The 20,070-nt window shown below is 68.3% G+C and carries 18 protein-coding genes; 3 read left to right on the top strand and 15 right to left on the bottom strand.

What is annotated here, in order from left to right; translation table 11 throughout:
• Positions 1-9: 9 nt before the first annotated feature.
• The 10 genes from car to K0O62_RS28120 all read right to left on the bottom strand — a co-directional run bounded on the left by car (position 10) and on the right by K0O62_RS28120 (position 12,462).
• Entirely contained in the window at positions 10-3,504 is a 3,495-nt protein-coding gene (gene car, locus K0O62_RS28075) for a carboxylic acid reductase (RefSeq protein WP_073859539.1), read from the bottom strand.
• Between the two features lie 150 nt (positions 3,505-3,654).
• Entirely contained in the window at positions 3,655-4,542 is an 888-nt protein-coding gene (locus K0O62_RS28080; RefSeq protein ID WP_073859538.1) for a DMT family transporter, read from the bottom strand.
• A gap of 29 nt (positions 4,543-4,571) precedes the next feature.
• Positions 4,572-5,591, bottom strand: a complete 1,020-nt coding sequence (locus K0O62_RS28085) for a phosphotransferase (protein ID WP_073859570.1) — start codon at positions 5,589-5,591, stop codon at positions 4,572-4,574.
• Between the two features lie 50 nt (positions 5,592-5,641).
• Complete coding sequence (locus K0O62_RS28090; protein ID WP_073859537.1) at positions 5,642-6,871, bottom strand: cytochrome P450; 1,230 nt, start codon at positions 6,869-6,871, stop codon at positions 5,642-5,644.
• Between the two features lie 104 nt (positions 6,872-6,975).
• Positions 6,976-7,977: a LacI family DNA-binding transcriptional regulator gene (locus K0O62_RS28095; protein ID WP_073859536.1), complete on the bottom strand. Its 1,002-nt coding sequence runs from the start codon at positions 7,975-7,977 to the stop codon at positions 6,976-6,978.
• Positions 7,978-7,984: 7 nt separating this feature from the next.
• The gene (locus tag K0O62_RS28100) at positions 7,985-9,334 is read right to left on the bottom strand and encodes an MFS transporter (RefSeq protein ID WP_073859535.1); all 1,350 of its coding nucleotides are present in this window, start codon (positions 9,332-9,334) and stop codon (positions 7,985-7,987) included.
• Positions 9,335-9,401: 67 nt separating this feature from the next.
• A complete protein-coding gene (locus K0O62_RS28105; protein ID WP_073859534.1) occupies positions 9,402-10,400 on the bottom strand; it encodes a TerC family protein in 999 nt (332 codons plus the stop codon).
• Positions 10,401-10,599: 199 nt separating this feature from the next.
• Positions 10,600-11,100 carry a hypothetical protein gene (locus K0O62_RS28110; protein WP_073859533.1) on the bottom strand — a complete coding sequence of 167 codons (501 nt, stop codon included), beginning with the start codon at positions 11,098-11,100 and terminating at the stop codon, positions 10,600-10,602.
• 22 nt (positions 11,101-11,122) lie between these two features.
• Positions 11,123-11,548, bottom strand: coding sequence for a Rieske (2Fe-2S) protein (locus K0O62_RS28115; protein ID WP_234800307.1), 426 nt, complete (start codon positions 11,546-11,548; stop codon positions 11,123-11,125).
• A complete protein-coding gene (locus K0O62_RS28120; protein WP_073859532.1) occupies positions 11,545-12,462 on the bottom strand; it encodes an SDR family NAD(P)-dependent oxidoreductase in 918 nt (305 codons plus the stop codon). Before K0O62_RS28120 ends, K0O62_RS28115 begins: the two co-directional genes overlap by 4 nt.
• Positions 12,463-12,573: 111 nt before the next feature.
• Between K0O62_RS28120 and K0O62_RS28125 the strand changes: the two genes are divergently transcribed.
• The gene (locus tag K0O62_RS28125) at positions 12,574-13,710 is read left to right on the top strand and encodes a GGDEF domain-containing protein (protein WP_073859531.1); all 1,137 of its coding nucleotides are present in this window, start codon (positions 12,574-12,576) and stop codon (positions 13,708-13,710) included.
• A 9-nt stretch (positions 13,711-13,719) separates the two neighbouring features.
• Here the strand turns inward: K0O62_RS28125 and K0O62_RS28130 are convergent, their stop codons facing one another.
• From K0O62_RS28130 to K0O62_RS28145, 4 genes are read right to left on the bottom strand one after another with little or no spacing between them, the layout of a single operon-like run.
• Positions 13,720-14,532 carry a dienelactone hydrolase family protein gene (locus tag K0O62_RS28130; RefSeq protein ID WP_073859530.1) on the bottom strand — a complete coding sequence of 271 codons (813 nt, stop codon included), beginning with the start codon at positions 14,530-14,532 and terminating at the stop codon, positions 13,720-13,722.
• Positions 14,522-14,773: a hypothetical protein gene (locus K0O62_RS28135; RefSeq protein WP_073859529.1), complete on the bottom strand. Its 252-nt coding sequence runs from the start codon at positions 14,771-14,773 to the stop codon at positions 14,522-14,524. Before K0O62_RS28135 ends, K0O62_RS28130 begins: the two co-directional genes overlap by 11 nt.
• Entirely contained in the window at positions 14,770-14,946 is a 177-nt protein-coding gene (locus K0O62_RS28140; protein WP_165637064.1) for a hypothetical protein, read from the bottom strand. Before K0O62_RS28140 ends, K0O62_RS28135 begins: the two co-directional genes overlap by 4 nt.
• Before the next feature lie 33 nt (positions 14,947-14,979).
• Complete coding sequence (locus K0O62_RS28145) at positions 14,980-16,584, bottom strand: PucR family transcriptional regulator (RefSeq protein ID WP_073859568.1); 1,605 nt, start codon at positions 16,582-16,584, stop codon at positions 14,980-14,982.
• Between the two features lie 107 nt (positions 16,585-16,691).
• On the opposite strand from K0O62_RS28145, the gene K0O62_RS28150 reads away from it, so the two are divergent.
• Both K0O62_RS28150 and K0O62_RS28155 read left to right on the top strand, forming a co-directional pair.
• The gene (locus K0O62_RS28150; RefSeq protein ID WP_073859527.1) at positions 16,692-18,185 is read left to right on the top strand and encodes a CoA-acylating methylmalonate-semialdehyde dehydrogenase; all 1,494 of its coding nucleotides are present in this window, start codon (positions 16,692-16,694) and stop codon (positions 18,183-18,185) included.
• A gap of 13 nt (positions 18,186-18,198) precedes the next feature.
• Positions 18,199-19,581 carry an aspartate aminotransferase family protein gene (locus tag K0O62_RS28155; protein ID WP_073859526.1) on the top strand — a complete coding sequence of 461 codons (1,383 nt, stop codon included), beginning with the start codon at positions 18,199-18,201 and terminating at the stop codon, positions 19,579-19,581.
• Here the strand turns inward: K0O62_RS28155 and K0O62_RS28160 are convergent, their stop codons facing one another.
• Complete coding sequence (locus K0O62_RS28160; RefSeq protein WP_073859525.1) at positions 19,582-20,052, bottom strand: acyl-CoA thioesterase; 471 nt, start codon at positions 20,050-20,052, stop codon at positions 19,582-19,584.
• Positions 20,053-20,070 lie beyond the last annotated feature (18 nt).

Here is a 20,070-nt window from a genome sequence, read left to right on the forward strand (position 1 = left end):
CGAGGGGTACTAGAGCAACCCCAGCAGCTCCAGATCGGTGACGTACTTGACGATCACCTCGCGGCTCACATGCGGTATGTCCTTGTCCGGTCCGATCTTCGCGTCCTGCACCGCCGCACGGAACACGTCGGTGGGTGCCATCGCCCCGTTCACCGGGACGCCGGGAGCGGCGTAGTTGTGCAGCAACGGCAGCAGTGACGCCTGCCGTTGACGGTCCGGCAGGGCGCGCAGCGCGGTCTCGAACCGGGCCAGCCACTCGCCGTAGTCGGCGACCCGCTCGATCCGGTAACCGGCCTCGACCAGCCAGTCCACGAAGGTGTCCATCCCGATGCCGTCGTCGTACGGGTTCATCACGTGATAGGTCTCGAAACTGCGGTCCTCGAGCGCCGCCCGGGTGCCCAGCGTCGAGATGGCCTCGGCGATGAACTCCACCGGCAGCCCGTCATAGTGGCTGCGCTGCGGATTGCCCTCGGCATCAAGCTGATTGAACGAGCGCGGCGCGATGCCGGCGGCGACCAGGCTGAACATCATCCGGGTGAACATGTCCGCCACGTTCAGCTGTCCGGCGTAGCTGGTGTCGGCCAGGATCATGTCGCACCGGAACACCGAGACCGGCAGCCCGGCCAGATCGTGTGCCTCCCGCAACAGCACCTCTCCGGCCCACTTGCTGGTGCCGTACCCGTTGGCGTAGCTGTCGTCGATGACCCTGGTGGCCGAGATGTCCCGGATGTCGGCGTCCTCGACGAATCGGCCGGCTTCGATCCCCGCGCCGACACCGATCGTCGAGACGTACACGAACGGCTTGATCTTGCCGGTCAGCGCGATCCGGATCAGCTCGGCGGTGCCCAGTGCGTTGGGCCCGAACAGTTCGCTGTAGGGCAGGACGTGGTTCACCAGTGCCGCCGGGTCCACGATGAGATCCACCGTGTCGGCCAGCCGCTGCCAGACCGCGTGGTCCAGACCGAGATTCGCCTCGCCCTTGTCCCCGGCGATCACCTCCAGGTGGCCGGCGGCGAGGTCGCGGTAGTGCGCCACCAGTTTCGGGTCGCCGGTCTCGAACGTCGCGTCCAGCCGGGCGCGGGCCTCGGCATCGCTGCGGGCACGGACCAGGCAGATCACCTTGCCGCCCACCAGACTCATCCGCTCCAGCCATTCCAGCGCAAGGTAGCGCCCGAGGAAACCGGTCGCACCGGTCAGCAGCACGGTGCGGATCTCGCTCCCGGCCTTCGGAAGCGACGGTGCGGCAGCAAGAGTCGCGGGGTCGATGAACTTGTCCAGGGTGAGGTCGGCCGCGTGCACCTCGGTGGCCCCCGCCCCGTGAATCGATGCGAATGTCGGCCGTCCGGTACCGCCGGCGCGCTGGGTCTCGATGTGCTCGGCGATGGCCCGCAGATCCGATGCCGGGCTCACGATCACCGAAACCGGCACCTCGACATCGAAGATGTCGGCGAGCAGGTTCCCGAATGTCAACGCCGACAGCGAATCTCCGCCGAGGTCGGTGAAGTGTGTGTCGGGTGCGACGTCGGCGCTGGCCGCGCCCAGCAGGGCGACGGCGGCGCGGCCGACGGTGTCCAGCACCGGCGCGGTGGCCCCGGCGGCCCGCAACGCCTGCAGTTCCTGAGCCTGGCCGTCGGCAAGGTCGGTGTAGAGCTGTTCGAGTTCGGCGCCGTAGCGTTCTTTCAGCTTGGGCCAGGCCAACTTCCGGATGCCGGTCAGCAGGCCGTTCTCCAGGGAGAACGGGGTGGTCTCGATGAGGAAGTCCCGGGGCAGTTCGTAGGACTGCAGGTTCGCGGTTCGCGCGGCCTCCTGCAGGGCGGCGGCGATGTCCTGTTTGGTCGCCGCCGGATCGGTGGGCACCACCACCGCCAGCAGGTAGGGCCGGGCACTGTTGCCGTACAGGTAGATCTGGTGCACCAGCGGTGCCGTGGTGAACACCGCCTCCAGCTTGGACACGGTGACGAACTCGCCCTGCGACAGCTTCAGCACGTTGTTGCGCCGGTCGACGTAGGCGACGAGATCGGGTCCGAGTTCGGCCACGATGTCACCGGTCCGGTAGAAACCGTCCTCGTCGAAGACCTGCGCGGTGACGTCGGGACGCCGGTAGTACCCGGGGAACATCTGCTCGGACTTGACCAGCAGTTCCCCGCGCGGATGCGGCACATCGGTGCGCCGGTAGCCCAGCTCCGGCACGTCGACGAGCTTGTACTCCAGCACCGGCGGCCGGGCGATCCGACCGTCGATGAACACCGCACCGGCCTCGGTCGAGCCGTACCCCTCGAGCAGGTGCATCTCCAGCAGCGTCTCCACCCAGGCCCGCAGCTCCGGCGCGATCGGCGCGGACCCGGTCACCGCACTGACGTACCGGCCGCCGAGCAGGTTGGCCCGCATGTCCTCGAGCACATCGGCTTCGTTGCCGCCGTGGGCAATCCGGCTCTGGTACTCGTTGAACAGCATGTCCCAGATGCGCGGCACGAAGTTCAACTGGGTGGGCCGGGTCAGGGCCAGGTCCTCCAGGAACGTCGAGAGGTCGGCGCGCGCCGCGAAGTTCACGGTGCCACCGCTGGCCAGCGCGCCGTAGAGGACGCCGCGGCCCATGACGTGGCTCATCGGCATGAAGCTCAGCACGATGGAGGGCACCAGCCCCTGGCTGTCATCCCAGTGCGAGTTGGCCGCGGGCCGCCAGATGTCGGCGACCTTGCTCTGCGGGTACATCGCGCCCTTGGGTGCCCCGGTGCTGCCGGAGGTGTAGATCAGCAGCGAGAGCGGATCCGGTTCGGCCGGCACCGCGGTGGCGGCACCGGAGGCACCCCGAGCCAGCACCTCGCCGAGCGTCTCCACGGTGATCCGGCCGTCCAATCGGGCGGCGGCGGCCTGGTAGGCGGCACGCTGCGCATCGACCTCGGGGTGATAGTCGAACACCGCGAGCCGAGTCGCTCCCGAGCCGAGCGCCAGTTCCACCGCGTCGGCGAGGTAGTCGATGCCCGAGGCGATCAGGACGGGTTCGGTCTCGGTGATGATCGGGGCGAGCGCGGCCGCCGACGCGCTGGTCTGCAGCGGCACCGACACCGCCTCGAGCTGGGTCAGGGCGATGTCGACGACGGCATAGTCCACGCTGGTGAAGCCGAGGATGGCGACCCGGTCACCGGGGTGCACGGGGGCGCCGCGCCAGGCGTCGGCCAAGGCCCGCACCCGCTGGGCCAACTCGCCGTAGGTGATCGTGTCGAACCGTGGTTGCAGCGCGGCGACGGTGTGGCCGGATTCGTCGGTGACGAACTCGACCGCGCGGGCGCCCAGCGCGGGCCGGTCGGCGTAGCCGTCGAGCACGGTGCGCACGATGTCGGCGAGACGCAGACCGGGCGCGCCGGCGGCGGCGTTCACCTCCGCGCTCGGCGCGGCGGCCGCGAACTCCGGATCGGTGGCGTACAGGTGGGCCAGGCGCCGCTGCGGGCGGTCGTCGACGGTTTCCGGGGATTGGGTTTCTGGGGAGTTTGTTTCGGGGAACACGGGCGATCCTTCGGGACGTTCTTCGAGCTCTATCGCTATCTGTGGCCGGGGACCTCAACGTCCGCACCGACCGCCAGATACAACGTTAACAAAACTAAAGATATGCCCGGCTGTCCGTGACCTGACGATTTCCTGTGTGAAATGCCCAGTTCAGGGGGTACGCGCTTGCGCTTCGAGCTCTTCCTCGTAGGCGCCCTCATCACGCCCGAGGGCGATGGTGGCGGCCGTCATGGCCACCACCGCGGCGGTCAGCACGACCGCCTCCCACCCGTTCGCCGTCAGCGTCTCGCCCAGGATGAAGACACCGAGCAGCACGGCGGCGATCGGTTCGACGACCAACATGGTCGGCACCGAGGTCTGCAGCGACCCGGCATGGAACGCCGATTGCTGCAGCAGGGTGGCCAGCACGCCGAGCAGCACCAGCGCGTAGGGCAGCGGGGTCGCCAGCACCTGGGCGGCCGGGTTCTTGTCCAGTTCCTGCATCAGGATCTTGGTCAGCACCGCGACCAGACCGAACATCAGCCCCACCGCGACGGCCAGCGGCACCGCGCGTTGCCAGCCGGAGCGGCGCACCGCGAGCAGCACGCATCCGATCACCACCACCGAGCACACCGCCACCACCGCCACGATGGTGCGTACCGGCGCGACCCGCTCGGTGACCCGGGGGTGCGCAAGCAACACGAAGATCGCCAGCGAGACGGTCAGCAACACCGCCCACAACCACGCCCCACCGGAGACCCGCCGGTGCGCGAGCCGGGCACTGAGCGGGAGGGCGAACAGCAGCGCCGACACCAGCAGCGGCTGCACGACGATCAGCGATCCGTTGTCCAGGGCCAGCGCCTGGAAGACGAAGCCGGCGACCGCGGCCGCGGTGCCCGCCCACCAGAGCGGACGGCGCAGCAGGGTCGCCACCATGACGACGCTGATGCCGTGTTCCTCCGGCACATCCAGCGTCGCCCGTTGGCGCACCACGATGCCGATGGCCATGAAAATGGCTGCGCACAGGGCGAACACGACAACGAGGAGCTGGTCGATCACCGTCGGCTCCCGCTCGTCACGCCACCACCTTAGGGGCTCAGCACCTCCAGCGCCTGCGCGGTCTGCAGGTCCTCGTAGGCCGCGCTGTAGCGCTGCGCGAGGGCCAGCGCGATGTCCGGGCGCTGCCACAACTCGCCGGCGCTGGCGGTGGCCAGCCAGGTCATCAGACCGTGCGCCACCGAGGCGCGGTAACGCAGCCAGATCTCCTCGGCCGACGGCAATTCCTCGGGAGGCAGCCCCAACGCGTCCCGGTACTCCCCCAGCAGGTCGCGCTCGGCTGCCCGGCGGTCCTCGGTGGTCAGCGCACCCTGCAGGAAGTAGCCCAGGTCCAGTGCGAAGTGCCCGTGCCGGGCGACCTGCCAGTCCAGGAAGCCCACATCGCCGTCCGGGAGCAGGTAGGTGTTGCCGATGTGCGGATCCCCGTGCAGCAGGGTCTGCGGCGCACCCGGGGCGGTCAGCGTCGCGATGAACGGTTTCCAGATGCCTTCGACCAGGTGCTCGATGCCCAGCGCCTGCACCGACGGCGGCGCATCGTCACCGAGGCGTTCCAGCGCGGCGGGCAACGGGGCCCACTGCATACCGTCCCAGGCCACGAACGGCTCCAGCCATTCCAGGCCGGGTCGGGCCACCCGGTGCCCCCAGAACTCGCCGTGCAACCGGGCCAGCCCGCGCACTCCGTTGGCCGCCTGCTCGACGGACAACGGCCGGGTGGCGTCTCGCGGGTCCGCGTCCCGTGCGGTGAGATCCTCCATCACCAGCAGGAAATCTTCGTCGGCCTCGTCGATCGGGGCCGCGTACACCAGCGGATGTTCCAGCGGCAGCGCCACATCGGAGGTGAACAGCCGAGGTTCGTGCAGCAGACCGCTGGTCATCTTGATCAGGGCCTTGTGATCGGGGTCGACGGCCTTGACGAACACCGTCTCGGGACCGCGGCCCGCCGAGTAGGTCAACGCCAGCCGGGCCCGCCGGTTGGTGCCGTCATCGCGCATGGCGACCGTCACCGTGTCCACCACCGCGCCGGGGATCTCCCGGTCCAGCGCGGCGGTCATCCACTCGGGGGTGACGTCCTCCCAGGTTTTGGGGACCGACAGACCGGTGGTCACGACACGATGAGCGGCATCGATTCCCAGCCGCGCACGGTCGAGGTCGGTGACAACACCGCGTTGTCCAGGTCGGTGTCCCACTCCGGGAACCGCTTGAGCAGTTCCTCCAGTGCGATGCGGCCCTCCAGGCGGGCCAGCGCCGAACCCAGGCAGAAGTGCGTGCCGACGCTGAACGCCAGGTGCTGACGTTGTTCGCGATGGATGTCGAAAACCTCACCGTCGGGCGGGAATTGGCGGCTGTCGCGGACTGCGGCGCCGATCAGCATCATCATCACCGAGCCCTCGGGCACGGTCTGGCCGTAGTACTCGACGTCGCGGGTGACGTAGCGCGCCACGTGCGGGGCCGGCGGCTCGAAGCGCAGCAGCTCCTCGACGGCCTGCGGGATCAGCCCGGGGTTCCCGACCAGCTGACGGCGCTGGTCGGGATGTTCGGCGAGCACCTTGGCCGCCCAACCGATGAGCCGGGTGGTGGTCTCGTTACCGGCACCGGCCACCACGTTGATGTAGATCAGCAGCTCTTCGCGGGTGAGCTTGCGGGTGACGCCGTGCTCATCGGTGAACTCGACGTTGAGCAGGTCGGTCATGATGTCGTCGGACGGGTTGTCCTTGCGCCAGTCGATGTAGGCCTCGAAGATCGACCCGTCCACCAGGCCCTCCTCGGCGGCCTTCATCGGCTTGCCCGCCTCGGTGCGCATCTGCGCGTTGGCGTGGTCGCGGATCTTCTCCTGATCCTCCTCCGGGATACCGAGCAGGGCGCTGATCACCTGCATCGGCATGACGGCGCCGAAATCACCGATGACGTCGAAGCGTCCGGAACCGACCAGCGGGTCCAGGGCGCGGGCGCAGAACTCCCGGATCTTGGGCTCCAGCGCGTTGATCTTGCGCGGGGTGAACATCCTCGACAGCAGTTTGCGGTGCGCGGTGTGGATCGGCGGATCCTCGAAAATCAATGCCCCGGAGGGGATCTCGATGTTGGCCTTGATGAGTTCGATGATCGCCCCGCGGGCCGAACTGAAGGTCTCGTGGTCGATGAGCGCCTTGTTGACGTCGGAGAACCGGCTCAGGGCGTAGAAGTCGAATTCCTCGTTGTAGTAGAGCGGCGCCTCCTCCCGCAGCCGAGCGAACGCCGGATACGGGTCGGCGTTGATCTCGACGTTGTACGGGTCGAAATAGACGTCGCCGACGGCGGTGCCGTCAGTCTGTTCTGGGCTTGCGTCGACCGTCACTGCTGCCACCTCTCACACCACGATGCACTTACTCGCGTAAGTTACGCGGCTCACAGGGCGCAGGGCAAGCTCGGATGTTTACAGGTCGACAACAATCTGTCGCGTCAGGTGGATGCCCGCTGGATCAGATGCGCCACGTTCTCGCTGCTGGGTTCCTGTCCGGCGGGATACCCGAGTGCGGCCATCATCGCCGCCACCGACACCTCGACGATCGTCTTCGCGTCCAGTCCCACCGAGGTCAGCGGCGGGCCACTGACCGCACCGAGCGGAATCGCGTCCACCCCCATCACCGCGAGATCCTGCGGGCAGCGCAGCCCGGCCTCCCGGATGCCGTGCAACACCACCAGCGCGGTCTCATCGCTCTGCGCACACACCGCCGTCACCCCGGCATCCGCCCAGCCGCGCACCACATCGGCGGCGTCGGATCCGTCGGCGGCGACGGTCCCGGTGACGATCTCGGGCAGATCGCCCGCCGCCACCTGCAGGCCGGACAGCCAGTAGTCCCCCAGCGGGCGCAGCACCTCATCGCCGGCGTAGGCGAAGGCGAGCCGACGGTGCCCCCGGGCGACCAGGTGCTCGACCCGCATCCGGCCGATCGTCAGATGCAGTTCACCCATCGCGCGCAACTGGGCGCTGCCCAGGTGGATCTGCGGCACACCCGCGGCCGTGACCGCCTCCAGTGCCGCACCGCCGAGCGGGAACACACTGGTCACCGCGATCGGGTTCAGATCGGCCACCGCGTCGACCACGTTGCGGCCGTCGTCGGTCTCGAACTGCAGCGACAACACCACGCCGTGGCGGGCCAGTTCGGTGGTCAGCCGGCTGCCGACCTCGAGCAGCAGTTCGCCCAGCGAGATCCGCGGGACGATGTAGAGCACCACCCCGCTGCCGCCGCGGGCCAGATTGCGGGCGGCCAGGTTCGGCCGGTAGCCCAGCGCTTTGGCGGCCTCCTGCACCGCAGCGCGGGTCTGCGCCGAGATCGTCTGGCCCTTGACGTCGTTGAGCACATAGCTGACGGTCGCCGGGGAGACATTGGCCAGCCGCGCCACATCGGCTTTCGTCGGCCTCGCCGACTTGACCGGACGAGCCGATCTGGACTGCGCCATCAGGCCATCATCGCAGGCTTGGCTCGCCCCGGTCCGCGATTACGGTCGCCGCCAGCGGTTTACCCGCCGATTCCCGCAGGGTCAGCACCGTGCCCAGGGACAGCACCGCGGCGATCACCAGATAGAACGCTGCGGCCCGCGGGTTACCGGTCTCGGCCGTCAGCCAGGTCACCACGTACGGGGTGGTGCCGCCGAACACCGCGACGCAGACGTTGTAGCCGACTGCGAAGCCGCTGTAGCGAACCCGGGTCGCGAACAGTTCGACGCCCGCGGTGACGGCGGTGGAGATGTAGATCGATTCGATCGCCGCCAGCAGGCAGTGCGCGACGATCGCGGCGACCAGCGACCCGGAGGTCAGCAGCAGGAACAGCGGATAGCTCAGCACCGCGAAGGCGACCGCCCCGGCGATCAGCATCGGCCGGCGCCCGATCCGGTCCGACAGCGCGGCGAACGGCAGGGTCAGCACGAGTGCGACCAGGCTGGCCAGCGTGATCGAGAGGAAGGATGCGGTCTTGGAGAACTCAAGGGTCTTGATCAGGTAGGTCGGCAGGAAGGTGAACACCACGTAGTAGCCGACGTTGAAGATCAGGAACAGCCCGATGACCTGGAGGATGGGCTGCCACGAGGTGGTCAGGGCCTCTCGCAGCGGCCGCTCGGCGACGTGCGCGGCACTCTTCAGATCGGTGAACTCCGGAGTGTCGTCCAGGCGCAGCCGGATGTAGAGCCCAACCAGCCCGAGCGGCGCGGCGAGCAGGAACGGGATGCGCCAGCCGTAGCTGTCCATCGCGTCGGCGGCCAGCCCGGCCTGCAGCAGCGTGACGGTGATCGAGCCGAGCAGGAAGCCCAGCACGCCCGACCACACCATGAAGGTGACCACGAATCCGCGCCGGCGGTCGGTGGCGTACTCGGCCAGGTACACCGCGCCGCCGCCGTACTCGCCGCCCGCCGAGAAGCCCTGCACGCAGCGCAGCACCAGCAGCAGCAACGGCGCCGCGACCCCGATGGCCGAGTACGTCGGCAGCAGGCCGATGAGCAGCGTCGCCGCCGACATCAGCAGGATCACCAGGGCCAGCACCTTCTGCCGGCCGATCCGGTCACCGAGCGGGCCGAAGACGAACCCGCCGAGCGGCCGCATGAAGAACGCTGCCGCGAAGATCGCGAACGTGTTCAGCAGTGCGGCCGTCTCGTTGTCCGACGGGAAGAAGTTGGCCGCGATGTAGGTGGCCAGGAACCCGTAGATGGCGAAGTCGAACCACTCCACCGCATTGCCGATGGACGCGCCGATGACGGCCTTACGGACTGCTGCGGATTCAGGGCGAGCAGCGCGACGGGGGGAGGGTCCAGCGGCAGGCGGCATGCCGACCTAGGGTAGTGAATTCCCCGGCGCCATAGCGGGTTTGAGCGGTTCGCTTAGCCCGACGGGTTCAGTCGGTCTTCTGCTCCGCGTCGTCGTCGGCCTTCTTGTCGACCACCCGCGTCTTGTACAGGCTCGCGGCGGTGGTGATGACCAGGGTGACGATGATGACCCCGAGGCTGGCCAGGGTCGGGATCGTCGGCACGTGCACCGGCTCACCGCCGTTGATGAACGGCAGCTCGTTCTCGTGCAGGGCGTGCAGCACCAGCTTGATGCCGATGAAGCCGAGGATGAAGGACAGCCCCTGGGACAGGTAGACCAGCCGCTTGAGCAGGTCGCCGAGCAGGAAGTAGAGCTGGCGCAGCCCCATCAGGGCGAACACATTGGCGGTGAAGACCAGGTAGGGCTCCTGGGTGAGCCCGTAGATCGCGGGGATGGAGTCCAGGGCGAACAGCAGGTCGGTGGTGCCGAGCGCGACGATCACCAGGAACATCGGCGTCATGACGCGCTTGGAGCCCTCTTTGACGGTGAGCTTCAGGCCGTGCCACTTGTCGGTGGTGTTCAGGTAGTTGCGGGCGAACCGGACGACGCTGTTCTCGCCGTCGTCCTCGTGGTCGGTGTCCTTGGCCAGCTTCCAGGCGGTGTAGATCAGGAACGCGCCGAAAATGTAGAACACCCAGGAGAACTGGTTGATGGCGACCGCACCGAGTGCGATGAAGATGCCGCGGAAGATGAGCGCCAGGATGATGCCGACGAGCAGGGCCTGCTGCTGGTAGATCCGGGGCACCTTGAAGCTGGCCATGATGATCAAGAAGATGAACAGGTTGTCCACCGACAGGCTGTACTCGGTGAGCCAGCCGGCGAAGAACTCGACACCGTACTGGTGGCCGTGGAACATCCAGGTCCAGATTCCGAACGCGATCGCCAGGCCGACGTAGAACGTCAGCGCGATGGATGTCTCTCGGGTGGACGGTTCGTGGGGACGCCGGCCGAGGACCACGATGTCCACGAGCAGCACGCCCAGGGTGACAGCGAGGGTGATGCCCCACTCGAGTGCGGACACATTCATATGATCGGAGCCTCCGGTCGTCGATCAACGGCCGAGGTCTCTTCCGCCCGCTGGACGTGACGCGGGCCTGCAGCACCGGTCGTCCGATGACGGACGACGTGATGACGACACCGCAGCGTTGGGAGTACTCCCCTCGGCGCTGATTCTGTCAGACGATCACATCCCCTGCTAATCGGTGGGTTAAACAGCAACGCCGGAGCTATCCGTCCGCGCCGTCGCCGTCACTGCGCTCCGTGGTGGAGGCGAACGGGTTCAGGATGAACGGGTTCCCCTCGTCCAGGGTCGGCTCGGTGGTCGTCCTCGTGGTGTCGGATGTGGTGTCGGTCGTCGTATCCGAGGTGGTGTCGGATGTCGTCTCGGATGTGGTCTCCGATGTCGTGGTTTCCGACGTCGTCGTGGTGGTCGTCGTGGTGGTCGAGGTGGTCGTGGTCGTGGTGGTCGTGGTCGTCGTCGGCGATGTGGTCGTCCGGGAGGTGGTGGTCTTGGACGAGCCCGTGGTCGACGGGGAGTAATCGGTGTAGTACTGCGGGCCGTAGTTGGGCTCCACCGAGTTCCGCGAGGTCTGCACCACCGCGACGATCAGCACGAGGATCACGACCACCCCGGCGACACCGGCGGTGACGACGGCCCAGGACTCCTCGTACCACGGAATCAGGGCCGGATTCGGGTCCGGCTCATCACGCTGGTCGTCGTCTGCCACAGGCGCTGATGGTAACGAGCTTTCAGCCGGCCACGACCGAATCTCCCCGGACGGTGATCGCCGCCGGTGCCAGCGGTGCGCGGGCCGGGCCGGAGATCACCGCCCCGTCCAGGCCGAAGGTGCTGTGGTGGCACGGGCAGATCACCTCGGCCCCGTCCACCTTGGAGACCGCGCACCCGGCGTGCAGGCAGACCGCCGAGAATCCGGCGAACTCCCCGGCCCGGGGCTGGGTCACCACGATGCCGTCCACGATGAGCGCGGACCCGACCGGCACCTCGGCGGTGTCGGCCAGCACCCCGTCCTCGCGCACCGGGCGGGCGGGCTGCTCCTGCCCTCGTGTGCAGGCCACCAGCGCGCCCGTCCCCACCGCGACGCCGGCGCAGACGAGGGCCTGTCGGCGCGCGATCACCGCGGGCTCGGGATTCATCGCATCATTGTGCCCGCTCATGCCTGCAGCCGGCCCGCGGACAAGGTGGTGCCGGTCTCCTGTTCGGCGAACTGGACCACCCGCGCGGCCGTCGCGTAATCACAGGCGAGTGCGGACCGCCCGATCAGCACCGGTCCGCCACGCAGCCCGAACCGTCCTTGCACACCGACATAACTGCCGGGCGGGATCGGCTCGGTGATGCAGTACAGCGTGGTGGCCGCGCCCGCGGCGGCGTCGTTGGCCGCCACCGAGGCGACCAGCTTGACGCCCCGCTGCACCAGGCCCAGCAGCTGCCCGCCCGAGACGTTCGGAAGGTTGGAGTCGACCCAGCCGGGGTGGGTGAGGTGGCTGATCACCGGTGACCGGTCGGCCCGCAGTCGGCGGTCCAGTTCCAGCCCCCACAACATGACCGCCAGCTTCGACCGGGCGTAGGCGCCCATCACCGTCCACTTGTGCGTGCGCAGATGCATGTCGTCCAGTCGCAGCGTGGCCGAGGCGTGGGCCTGTGAACCGACGTTGATGATCTGCGAGCGCACCCGGTCCAGCAGCAGGTTGGTCAGGGCGAACGGGCCGAGCAGGTTGGTGCCGATCGTCGCCTCGAAACCGTCGACGGTGTCCACCCGATGCTGGGTGAGCGCACCGGCGTTGTTGATCAGGATGTCGACGCCGTCGATGCCGTGCTCGTCGAGCAACCCGGGAAAGGCCCGCACCGACGACAGGTCGGCGAGGTCCAGGCGCGCCACCGTGGTGTGGCCGCCGATCTCGGCCGCGCGCTGCGCCCCGAGTTCGGTGTTGCGCACCGCCATCACCACATGCGCGCCGGCGCGGGTCAGCGCCGCGGCCGTCGCCAGCCCGACACCGTTGGTCGCACCGGTCACGATGACGGTCAGGTCACTCAGATCGCCGAGTCGGGCTGGGGTCCACGGGGAGGTCATAGCCCCCAGGCTAACGAGATGCCGACGGCATACTGGCGCTGCGACAGGCTTCGATCCCGCCGTATGCTGTGGTCGAAATCTTCCACGGTGTGGCGAGGGGAGCGACAGCTGATGGTGACCCCCTCGCGCTGGCGACATGGCGGCGACCACTACGAGTGGCTGACCGCCTATCTGGCCGCCCGGGATCTGCAGGTCATCACCTGTCGTGTCGTCGCCGCCATCGCCGCCGGTCTGGCCGCGATCGTCATCTTCCAGCGGGCGGCCACCACCGATCTGATCGGAACGCAGCAGACCGTGGTCGCCGTCATGGTCGCGCTGTGCTGCGGCGCGATAGCGCTGCTCTGGCTGAGGTCGGACTGGCCCGCCCGTTGGCAGTCCCAGTTGTGCCTGGTCCTGGGCACCGTGCTGATCATGGGGGTCTGCACATCGGATCCCGATCCGGTGCTGGGCCTGCTGGGCACCACCGCGTTCACCGTGACCACCGCCTACGCGGTCTTCTTCCACTCCCGATCCTGGCTGATCCTGGTCTGGACCGCGCAGGCCGCGACACTGGTCATCCTGGCCTGGCGGCTGGTGGCCATCGACTACGCACTGGCATTGTCCAGCGTCGGGTTCGTGGCGGTGATGAACGTGGTGGTGGCCTTCGCCTGCGAGTTGGTGCTGCGGATCATCGGCTCGGAGAAACCGCACGGTGAGATCGAACCGCTGACCGGCCTGCCGAACCGGCAGACGTTCTACGACAACGTGGCCACCCTGATCGGATCCCGCAGCCGGCGCGACGACCGCTACCTCATCCTCATCGTGGTCAACCTGGACAGCTTCTCCCTGCTGACCGCCATGTCCGGCAAGGCCGGCGGGAACAAGGCGCGGGTGGCCATCGGGCAGCGGTTGCGCGAGACCGTGCGCGGCGATGCGGTGATCGGGCATTTCAGCGAGGCCGAGTATCTGGTCGCCGACGTGTTCACCACCCCGGATCCCACCCCGCTGGCCGAACGCATCCTGGGCACCATCAAGTCCTCGCCGTTCAAACTGACCGCGAGCCTGGGCGTGGTGAGCACCCCGCTGCAGCCGTTGACCGGGCAGGGATCGCACGATGTGCTCGACGAGTTGGTGACCATCGGGACCAACGCCATGTACGAGGCCCGCAAGTCCGGCGGGAACCAGATGCGCCTGCTGCTCTCGCCGGTGCTGGCCACCGTCGAGGACGCCGAACCCGACGATCAACCGGGCGTCGACCGATCGGCCTAGACCTCGTGCTCAGACCGTGCTGAGCAGCCGGCTGCGGAACAGCTCGAGGACCTGATCGAGGGCGGCCCGGGTGGGTTGGCCGGGTTCATCGACGAGGTGTTCGGTCAGCACCGAGTGCGGCGGCATCGCCCCGTCCGGGTTGGCCGTGCTCGCGCTCAGTTCCACGGCGATGAAGGCGTCCCCGAGTTGTTCGCGCAGGAACTCGAACCGTTCGGCCGGCACGAATTTGTCGGAGTCGAAGCGCAATCCGAGCACGGTCAACCCGCGGGCGCACCGGCCCTTCACGATCTCCAGGTCCTCCGGCGAGATGTCGATCGAACGCTTCTGCGCCGCGGTCAGTGCGGCCGGCATCGACGGCTGGGACAGCACGGGCGCCAGCAGCACGTCGTCGGTGGCCATCGCCAGTGCGTAGCCGCCGGTGAAGCACATTCCGACCGCCCCGACACCGGGTCCCCCGCAGCGCTCGTGTTCATAGCGGGCCAGCGCCCGCAGCCAGCCCACGACCGGGGAGGTGCGACCGGTGGCCAGCGTGACGAACTCCTTGCTCACACAGGCCGGGATCATCGCACTGGCCAGGGTGCGCACGGTGGCGAGCCCGCCGGCGTTGGGATCCCGGCCCGGCACCCCGAACAGGTGCGGGAGCACCGCAGTGCACCCGATGCCGGCGACCTGGCGCGCGAATGCCAGCACCTTCGGTGTGATGCCGGGCATCTCGGCGATCACGATGACCGCCGGGCCGCTGCCGCGGCGGTACACCGCGCGGGTCTTGCCCTCGTGGCAGAACTCGGTCCGTTCGAAATCGGACAGATCGTCATCCGACATGGCAGCGCTCCTCCAGCGGTCCGGTGATCAACATCATCGGCCACAGCACGGTGATTGCGCCGAACGACGCGAGATCGGCACCGGCCGGGATCCGAGTCTGCAGTTGGGTCTCCAATGCGCGCATATCGTCGGGATGGGCGATGGTGAACACCAGACCGATGACGATGTAGGGCACCGACAGCCACATCAGGAATTCGATCATCGCCTCCACCGGGACGGGCCGGCTGAGAAACCGGCTCATAAGCCACAGAAGCGGTAGGCCAACAACAGTGGCCAGGCCAGCACCGAGCCGAGGAACGGGCCCGACTGGGTGAAGGCCCAGACCAGACCGATGATCAGGTACGGAATGGCAAGCAGGAACGCAAGTCCTATCCATTCCGCGATGGCCATCTCGTAGCGCAGGATTCGGCGCATTCCAGGACAGTACCGCGACAGTGCCGCGCGCACTCACACCTTCGGGATGTCGATTCCGTTCCGGCCCTGTGCATCCAACACCATGAGTGCGACGTGCAGCGAGGTCATCGATTCGCCGTCGTCGAGATCCACGCCCAGTGCGGCCCGCACGGCGGCCAACCGCTTGTAGAGCACCGGCCTGCTGATGTGCAGCCGGGACGCCACGGCCGCCTTGTTGCCGGCCAGCTTCAGGTACTCGCGCAGCAGGTCGATATGCGCCGGATCTCCCGCCAGCAGCGCCCGCAATTCGGTCTCGGCGAAGGTCTGCACCCGTGGGTCGTCCCGCAGCAGCGAGACCAGCCCGCGCAGCCGGACGTCGGCGGCGCGGTAGAAGGGCCGCGGCGAATCCTGGGCCTTGGCCGAATCCTGCAGCGCCAGTGCGACCTCGGCGATGTGGGAGGCCTCGCCGAGACCGGTGACCGCGTCGACCACCCCGTCCACCGCGGGCCCCACCGCCAACACCGCGCCCGCGGTGCCGTCCACCCGGGCGATCTCCGCACGCAGCGCGGTGCCCAGAGCGGCCAGCGCCTCCTCGGCCGGTCGGGTGACCCCGAGCGCCAGCACGCCACCCACTTCCCCGTCGCGGCGCAGCGCACAGAGCCCGGTATGCCCGGAGGCGTTGACCGTGTGTAACACGGTGTCCACCAGCAAGACGTTCTGTCGTTGCGCGGCAACGGGATCCGCCGCCGAGAGCGGACGGCGCACCCGCACCACCACCGGTGTGTAGTGCGCGGCCGAGCGCAGGCCCAGCGCGTGTGCGCGGGCCGCGGCCTCCCGTTCGTCGGCGATCCGCCCGCGCAGCACATCGTCGATGAGCCCGCTCTGGGCCTGGTGGTGCATGCCGGTGCGGTCACGTTCGATCATCCGGTTCAGCGCCAACGCCACCGCGGCGCGTTCCAGCACCATCTGGGTGCGGTCGGGATCGGGCGAGGGCACCGGAACGATCAGCCGCCCCCACTGTTCGGAGCGCGGGCCGACCGCGGTGACCGCCCACTGCTCCGCGGTGGCACGCAGCCGGGAACGCCGCTCCCAGTCGCGCAACAGATCCGCGGACCGCCCGCGCAGTGACACCGCCAGGGCGCGGTGGGTCAGGTCCTCCAGCACCACGGGTTCGTCCAGGATCCCCGCGGCCGCCTCGACGATGCCCGCCGTGGACAGGCGCTTGAGGCTCAGCTCGGTGAAGGTCTGGTGCACCCGGCGGTCGAACTCCACCCGTTCGTACTGGTCGGCGACGATCATCCGGTGCACGGCCTCGGTCACCTCGACGAAGCGCACCTGCCGGCGCAACGCCACCAGCGCCAGCTCGCACTCGGCGGCGATATCGCCCAGCCCCGCGGGCAGCGGTGTCGCGCCCACCTCGACGACCACCCCGATGACCCCGGCATCGGCCATCCGGCGCAGATAGGTCTGCGGTGAATCACGAAGAGCGGCACCGGTTGTCAGCACCAGCTCACCGCCTTGCACCAGCGCCGACAGGTCTGGTACATCACTGACGTGGACCCAGCGGATGGGTTCGTCGAAGCGGTGCTTGCTGAGCACCTCGGGATCGCCGGCCCGGATCACCGGGAGCGCGATCACCTCGGCCACAGTCAGCTGCACATACACAGTGTATGCATACGCCCCATAATCGAGACATTCTGTCGCCCTCGGGAGGGGTGAGGGGCCCCCAGACTGAGTACACCCCGACAGAAAGTGAGCTCATCGCGATGCAGGCCACCGTTCAGCACTGGTGCAACGGCACGTTCTTCGAAGGCACCTCCAGCGCCACCGCGCCGGTGACCAACCCGGCGACCGGCCAGGTGACCGGACAGGTCGCCCTGGGCAGCGCCGCCGACGCCCAGGCCGTGATCGACGCCGCCGCGGCCGCGTTCCCCGCGTGGCGCGACGCGTCGCTGGCCAAACGCACTCAGGTGCTGTTCCGTTTCCGGGAACTGCTCAACGAGCGCAAGGGCGAGCTGGCCGAGATCATCACCAGCGAGCACGGCAAGGTCGTCTCCGACGCCCTCGGCGAGGTCGGCCGCGGCCAGGAAGTCGTCGAATTCGCCTGCGGTATCCCGCATCTGCTCAAGGGCGGCTTCACCGAGAACGCCTCCACCAAGGTCGACGTCTACTCGATCCGCCAGCCCCTGGGCCCGGTCGCGATCATCTCCCCATTCAACTTCCCCGCCATGGTGCCGATGTGGTTCTTCCCGGTCGCCATCGCCGCCGGTAACACCGTGGTGCTCAAGCCCTCGGAGAAGGACCCGTCCGCCTCGCTGTGGCTGGCCGCACTGTGGAAGGAAGCCGGCCTGCCCGACGGTGTGTTCAACGTCCTGCAGGGCGACAAGACCGTCGTCGACGAGCTGCTCACCAACCCCAAGATCAAGAGTGTGTCCTTCGTCGGATCCACCCCGATCGCCCAGTACGTGTACGCCACCGGCACCGCCGCCGGCAAGCGCGTCCAGGCTCTCGGCGGCGCCAAGAACCACGCCGTGATCCTGCCCGACGCCGACCTGGACCTGGCCGCCGATGCCATGGTCAACGCCGGATTCGGCTCCGCCGGTGAGCGCTGCATGGCGATTTCCGCCTGCGTCGCGGTCGGCCCGATCGCCGACGATCTGGTCGCCAAGATCACCGAACGCACCGTGGGCCTCAAGACCGGTGACGGCACCAAGGACTCCGACATGGGCCCGCTGGTCACCAAGGCGCACCGCGACAAGGTGGCCTCCTACATCGACGCCGGCGAAGCCGACGGCGCCAAGGTCGTCGTCGACGGCCGCAACGTGGTCGCCGATGGTGGTGCCGACGGTTTCTGGTTGGGCCCCACCCTGCTCGACAACGTGACCCCGGCGATGAGCGTCTACACCGACGAGATCTTCGGCCCCGTGCTCTCGGTACTGCGCGTCGAAACCTACGACGAAGCCCTGGAGTTGATCAACACCAACCCCTACGGCAACGGCACCGCCATCTTCACCAACGACGGCGGCGCGGCCCGGCGCTTCCAGAACGAGGTCGAGGTCGGCATGGTCGGCATCAACGTGCCGATCCCGGTCCCGATGGCCTACTACAGCTTCGGCGGCTGGAAGGCCTCCCTGTTCGGCGACAGCCACGCCCACGGCATGGACGGAGTGAACTTCTTCACCCGCCAGAAGGCCATCACCAGCCGCTGGCTCGATCCGTCGCACGGCGGCATCGACCTCGGCTTCCCCGGGAACAAGTGAGAGACTGAGCGACATGACTGTGATTGAAGAGTCGACCTTGCTGCCCAACGGATTGACCGTTGACGCGGCCCGCGCCGAATCGGCCCGCGCCTACGAACTGGACCGCGCGCACGTGTTCCATTCCTGGTCCGCGCAGGCCGAGATCACCCCGATGACGATCTCGGCGGCCCAGGGCTCCTACCTGTGGGACGGCGAGGGCAACCGGCTGCTGGACTTCTCCAGCCAGCTGGTCAACACCAACATCGGGCACCAGCACCCGAAAGTTGTTGCCGCCATTGCCGAACAGGCCGCCAAGCTGTGCACGGTGGCCCCGCAGCACGCCAACGCGGCACGCTCGGAGGCGGCCCGGCTGATCGCCGAGCGCACCCCCGGTGAACTGAACAAGATCTTCTTCACCAACGGTGGCGCCGACGCGGTCGAGCACGCGGTGCGGATGGCCCGGCTGCACACCGGCCGCTACAAGGTGCTGTCCCGGTACCGCGCCTACCACGGCGGCACCGACACCGCGATCAACCTGACCGGTGACCCGCGCCGCTGGCCCAATGACCGCGGCAATGCCGGGGTGGTGCACTTCAACGGGCCGTTCCTGTACCGCTCGTCGTTCTACGCCGAGACCGAGGAGCAGGAATCCCAGCGCGCGCTGGAGTACCTGGAGAAGCTGATCCAGATGGAGGGCCCGTCCACCATCGCCGCGATCATCCTGGAGTCCATCCCGGGCACCGCGGGCATCATGATCCCGCCGCCCGGATATATGGCCGGTGTGCGCGAGATCTGCACCCGCTACGGCATCGTGTTCATCGCCGACGAGGTGATGTCGGGCTTCGGTCGCAGCGGAAAGTGGTTCTCCATCAACCACTTCGACGTGACCCCGGACCTGATGACGTTCGCCAAGGGCGTCAACTCCGGGTACGTGCCGCTCGGCGGTGTCGCGATCAACCCGGAGATCGCGGAGACCTTCGCGCACCGCGCCTACCCCGGTGGGCTGACCTACTCGGGCCACCCGCTGGCCACCGCCGCCGCCATCGCGACCATCAACGCGATGGAGGACGAGGGCATGGTCGACAACGCCGCCACGGTGGGCACCGAGGTCATCGGCCCCGGTCTGGCCGCACTGGCCGACAAACACCCCAGCATCGGTGAGGTGCGCGGTGCGGGCGTGTTCTGGGCGGTCGAGCTGGTCAAGGATCGCGCGACCCGGGAGCCGCTGGCCGCCTACGGCGGGTCCAGCCCGGCGATGAACGCGGTCGTCGCGGCGTGCAAGGCCGGTGGCCTGCTCCCGTTCGCGAACTTCAACCGCATCCACGTGGTGCCGCCGTGCAACGTGTCCGCCGACGAGGTGCGTGAGGGTCTGGCGATCCTGGACGCCGCGCTGGACGTGGCCGACGCCGCGCTGTAGTCAGTTCAGCAGCAGGGACGACAGACGGTCCCGCGCCTCCTCCGGGATCGGCGCGGGACCGTTGTCGTCCAGCACCACCAGCACGGTGTCACAGACGCTGACACAGGTGTCCCCGACGAACAGCGCGGTCGACACGGTGAACGAGGTCCGCCCGAGCCGGCCGATGCCCAGACCGGTCTCGACGGTCGCCGGCCAGAACACCTCCGCAAGGAAGTGCACCGCATTGTTCGCCGTCACCAGCCGCACGCTGCGCACCGCCGGCTGATACACCCCCGGGAACGTCTCCTGGTTGAACTCGGCACGCGCATTCTCGTGCATCGATTCCAGGGCGAGGTTGTTCACGTGCCCGTTGGCGTCCACATCGGCGTACCGGGCGATGGCGCGCCCGGTCAGCGGGTACAGCGCCTTGGCCAGTCGAGCGGGGTGCGGACGACCGATCACCGGGACCAGATCAACATCAAGCTGCGTCATAACCGCGCCAGTACACCA

Origin of the sequence: Mycolicibacterium diernhoferi, from assembly GCF_019456655.1 — a bacterium.
Classification (GTDB): Bacteria; Actinomycetota; Actinomycetes; order Mycobacteriales; family Mycobacteriaceae; genus Mycobacterium; species Mycobacterium diernhoferi.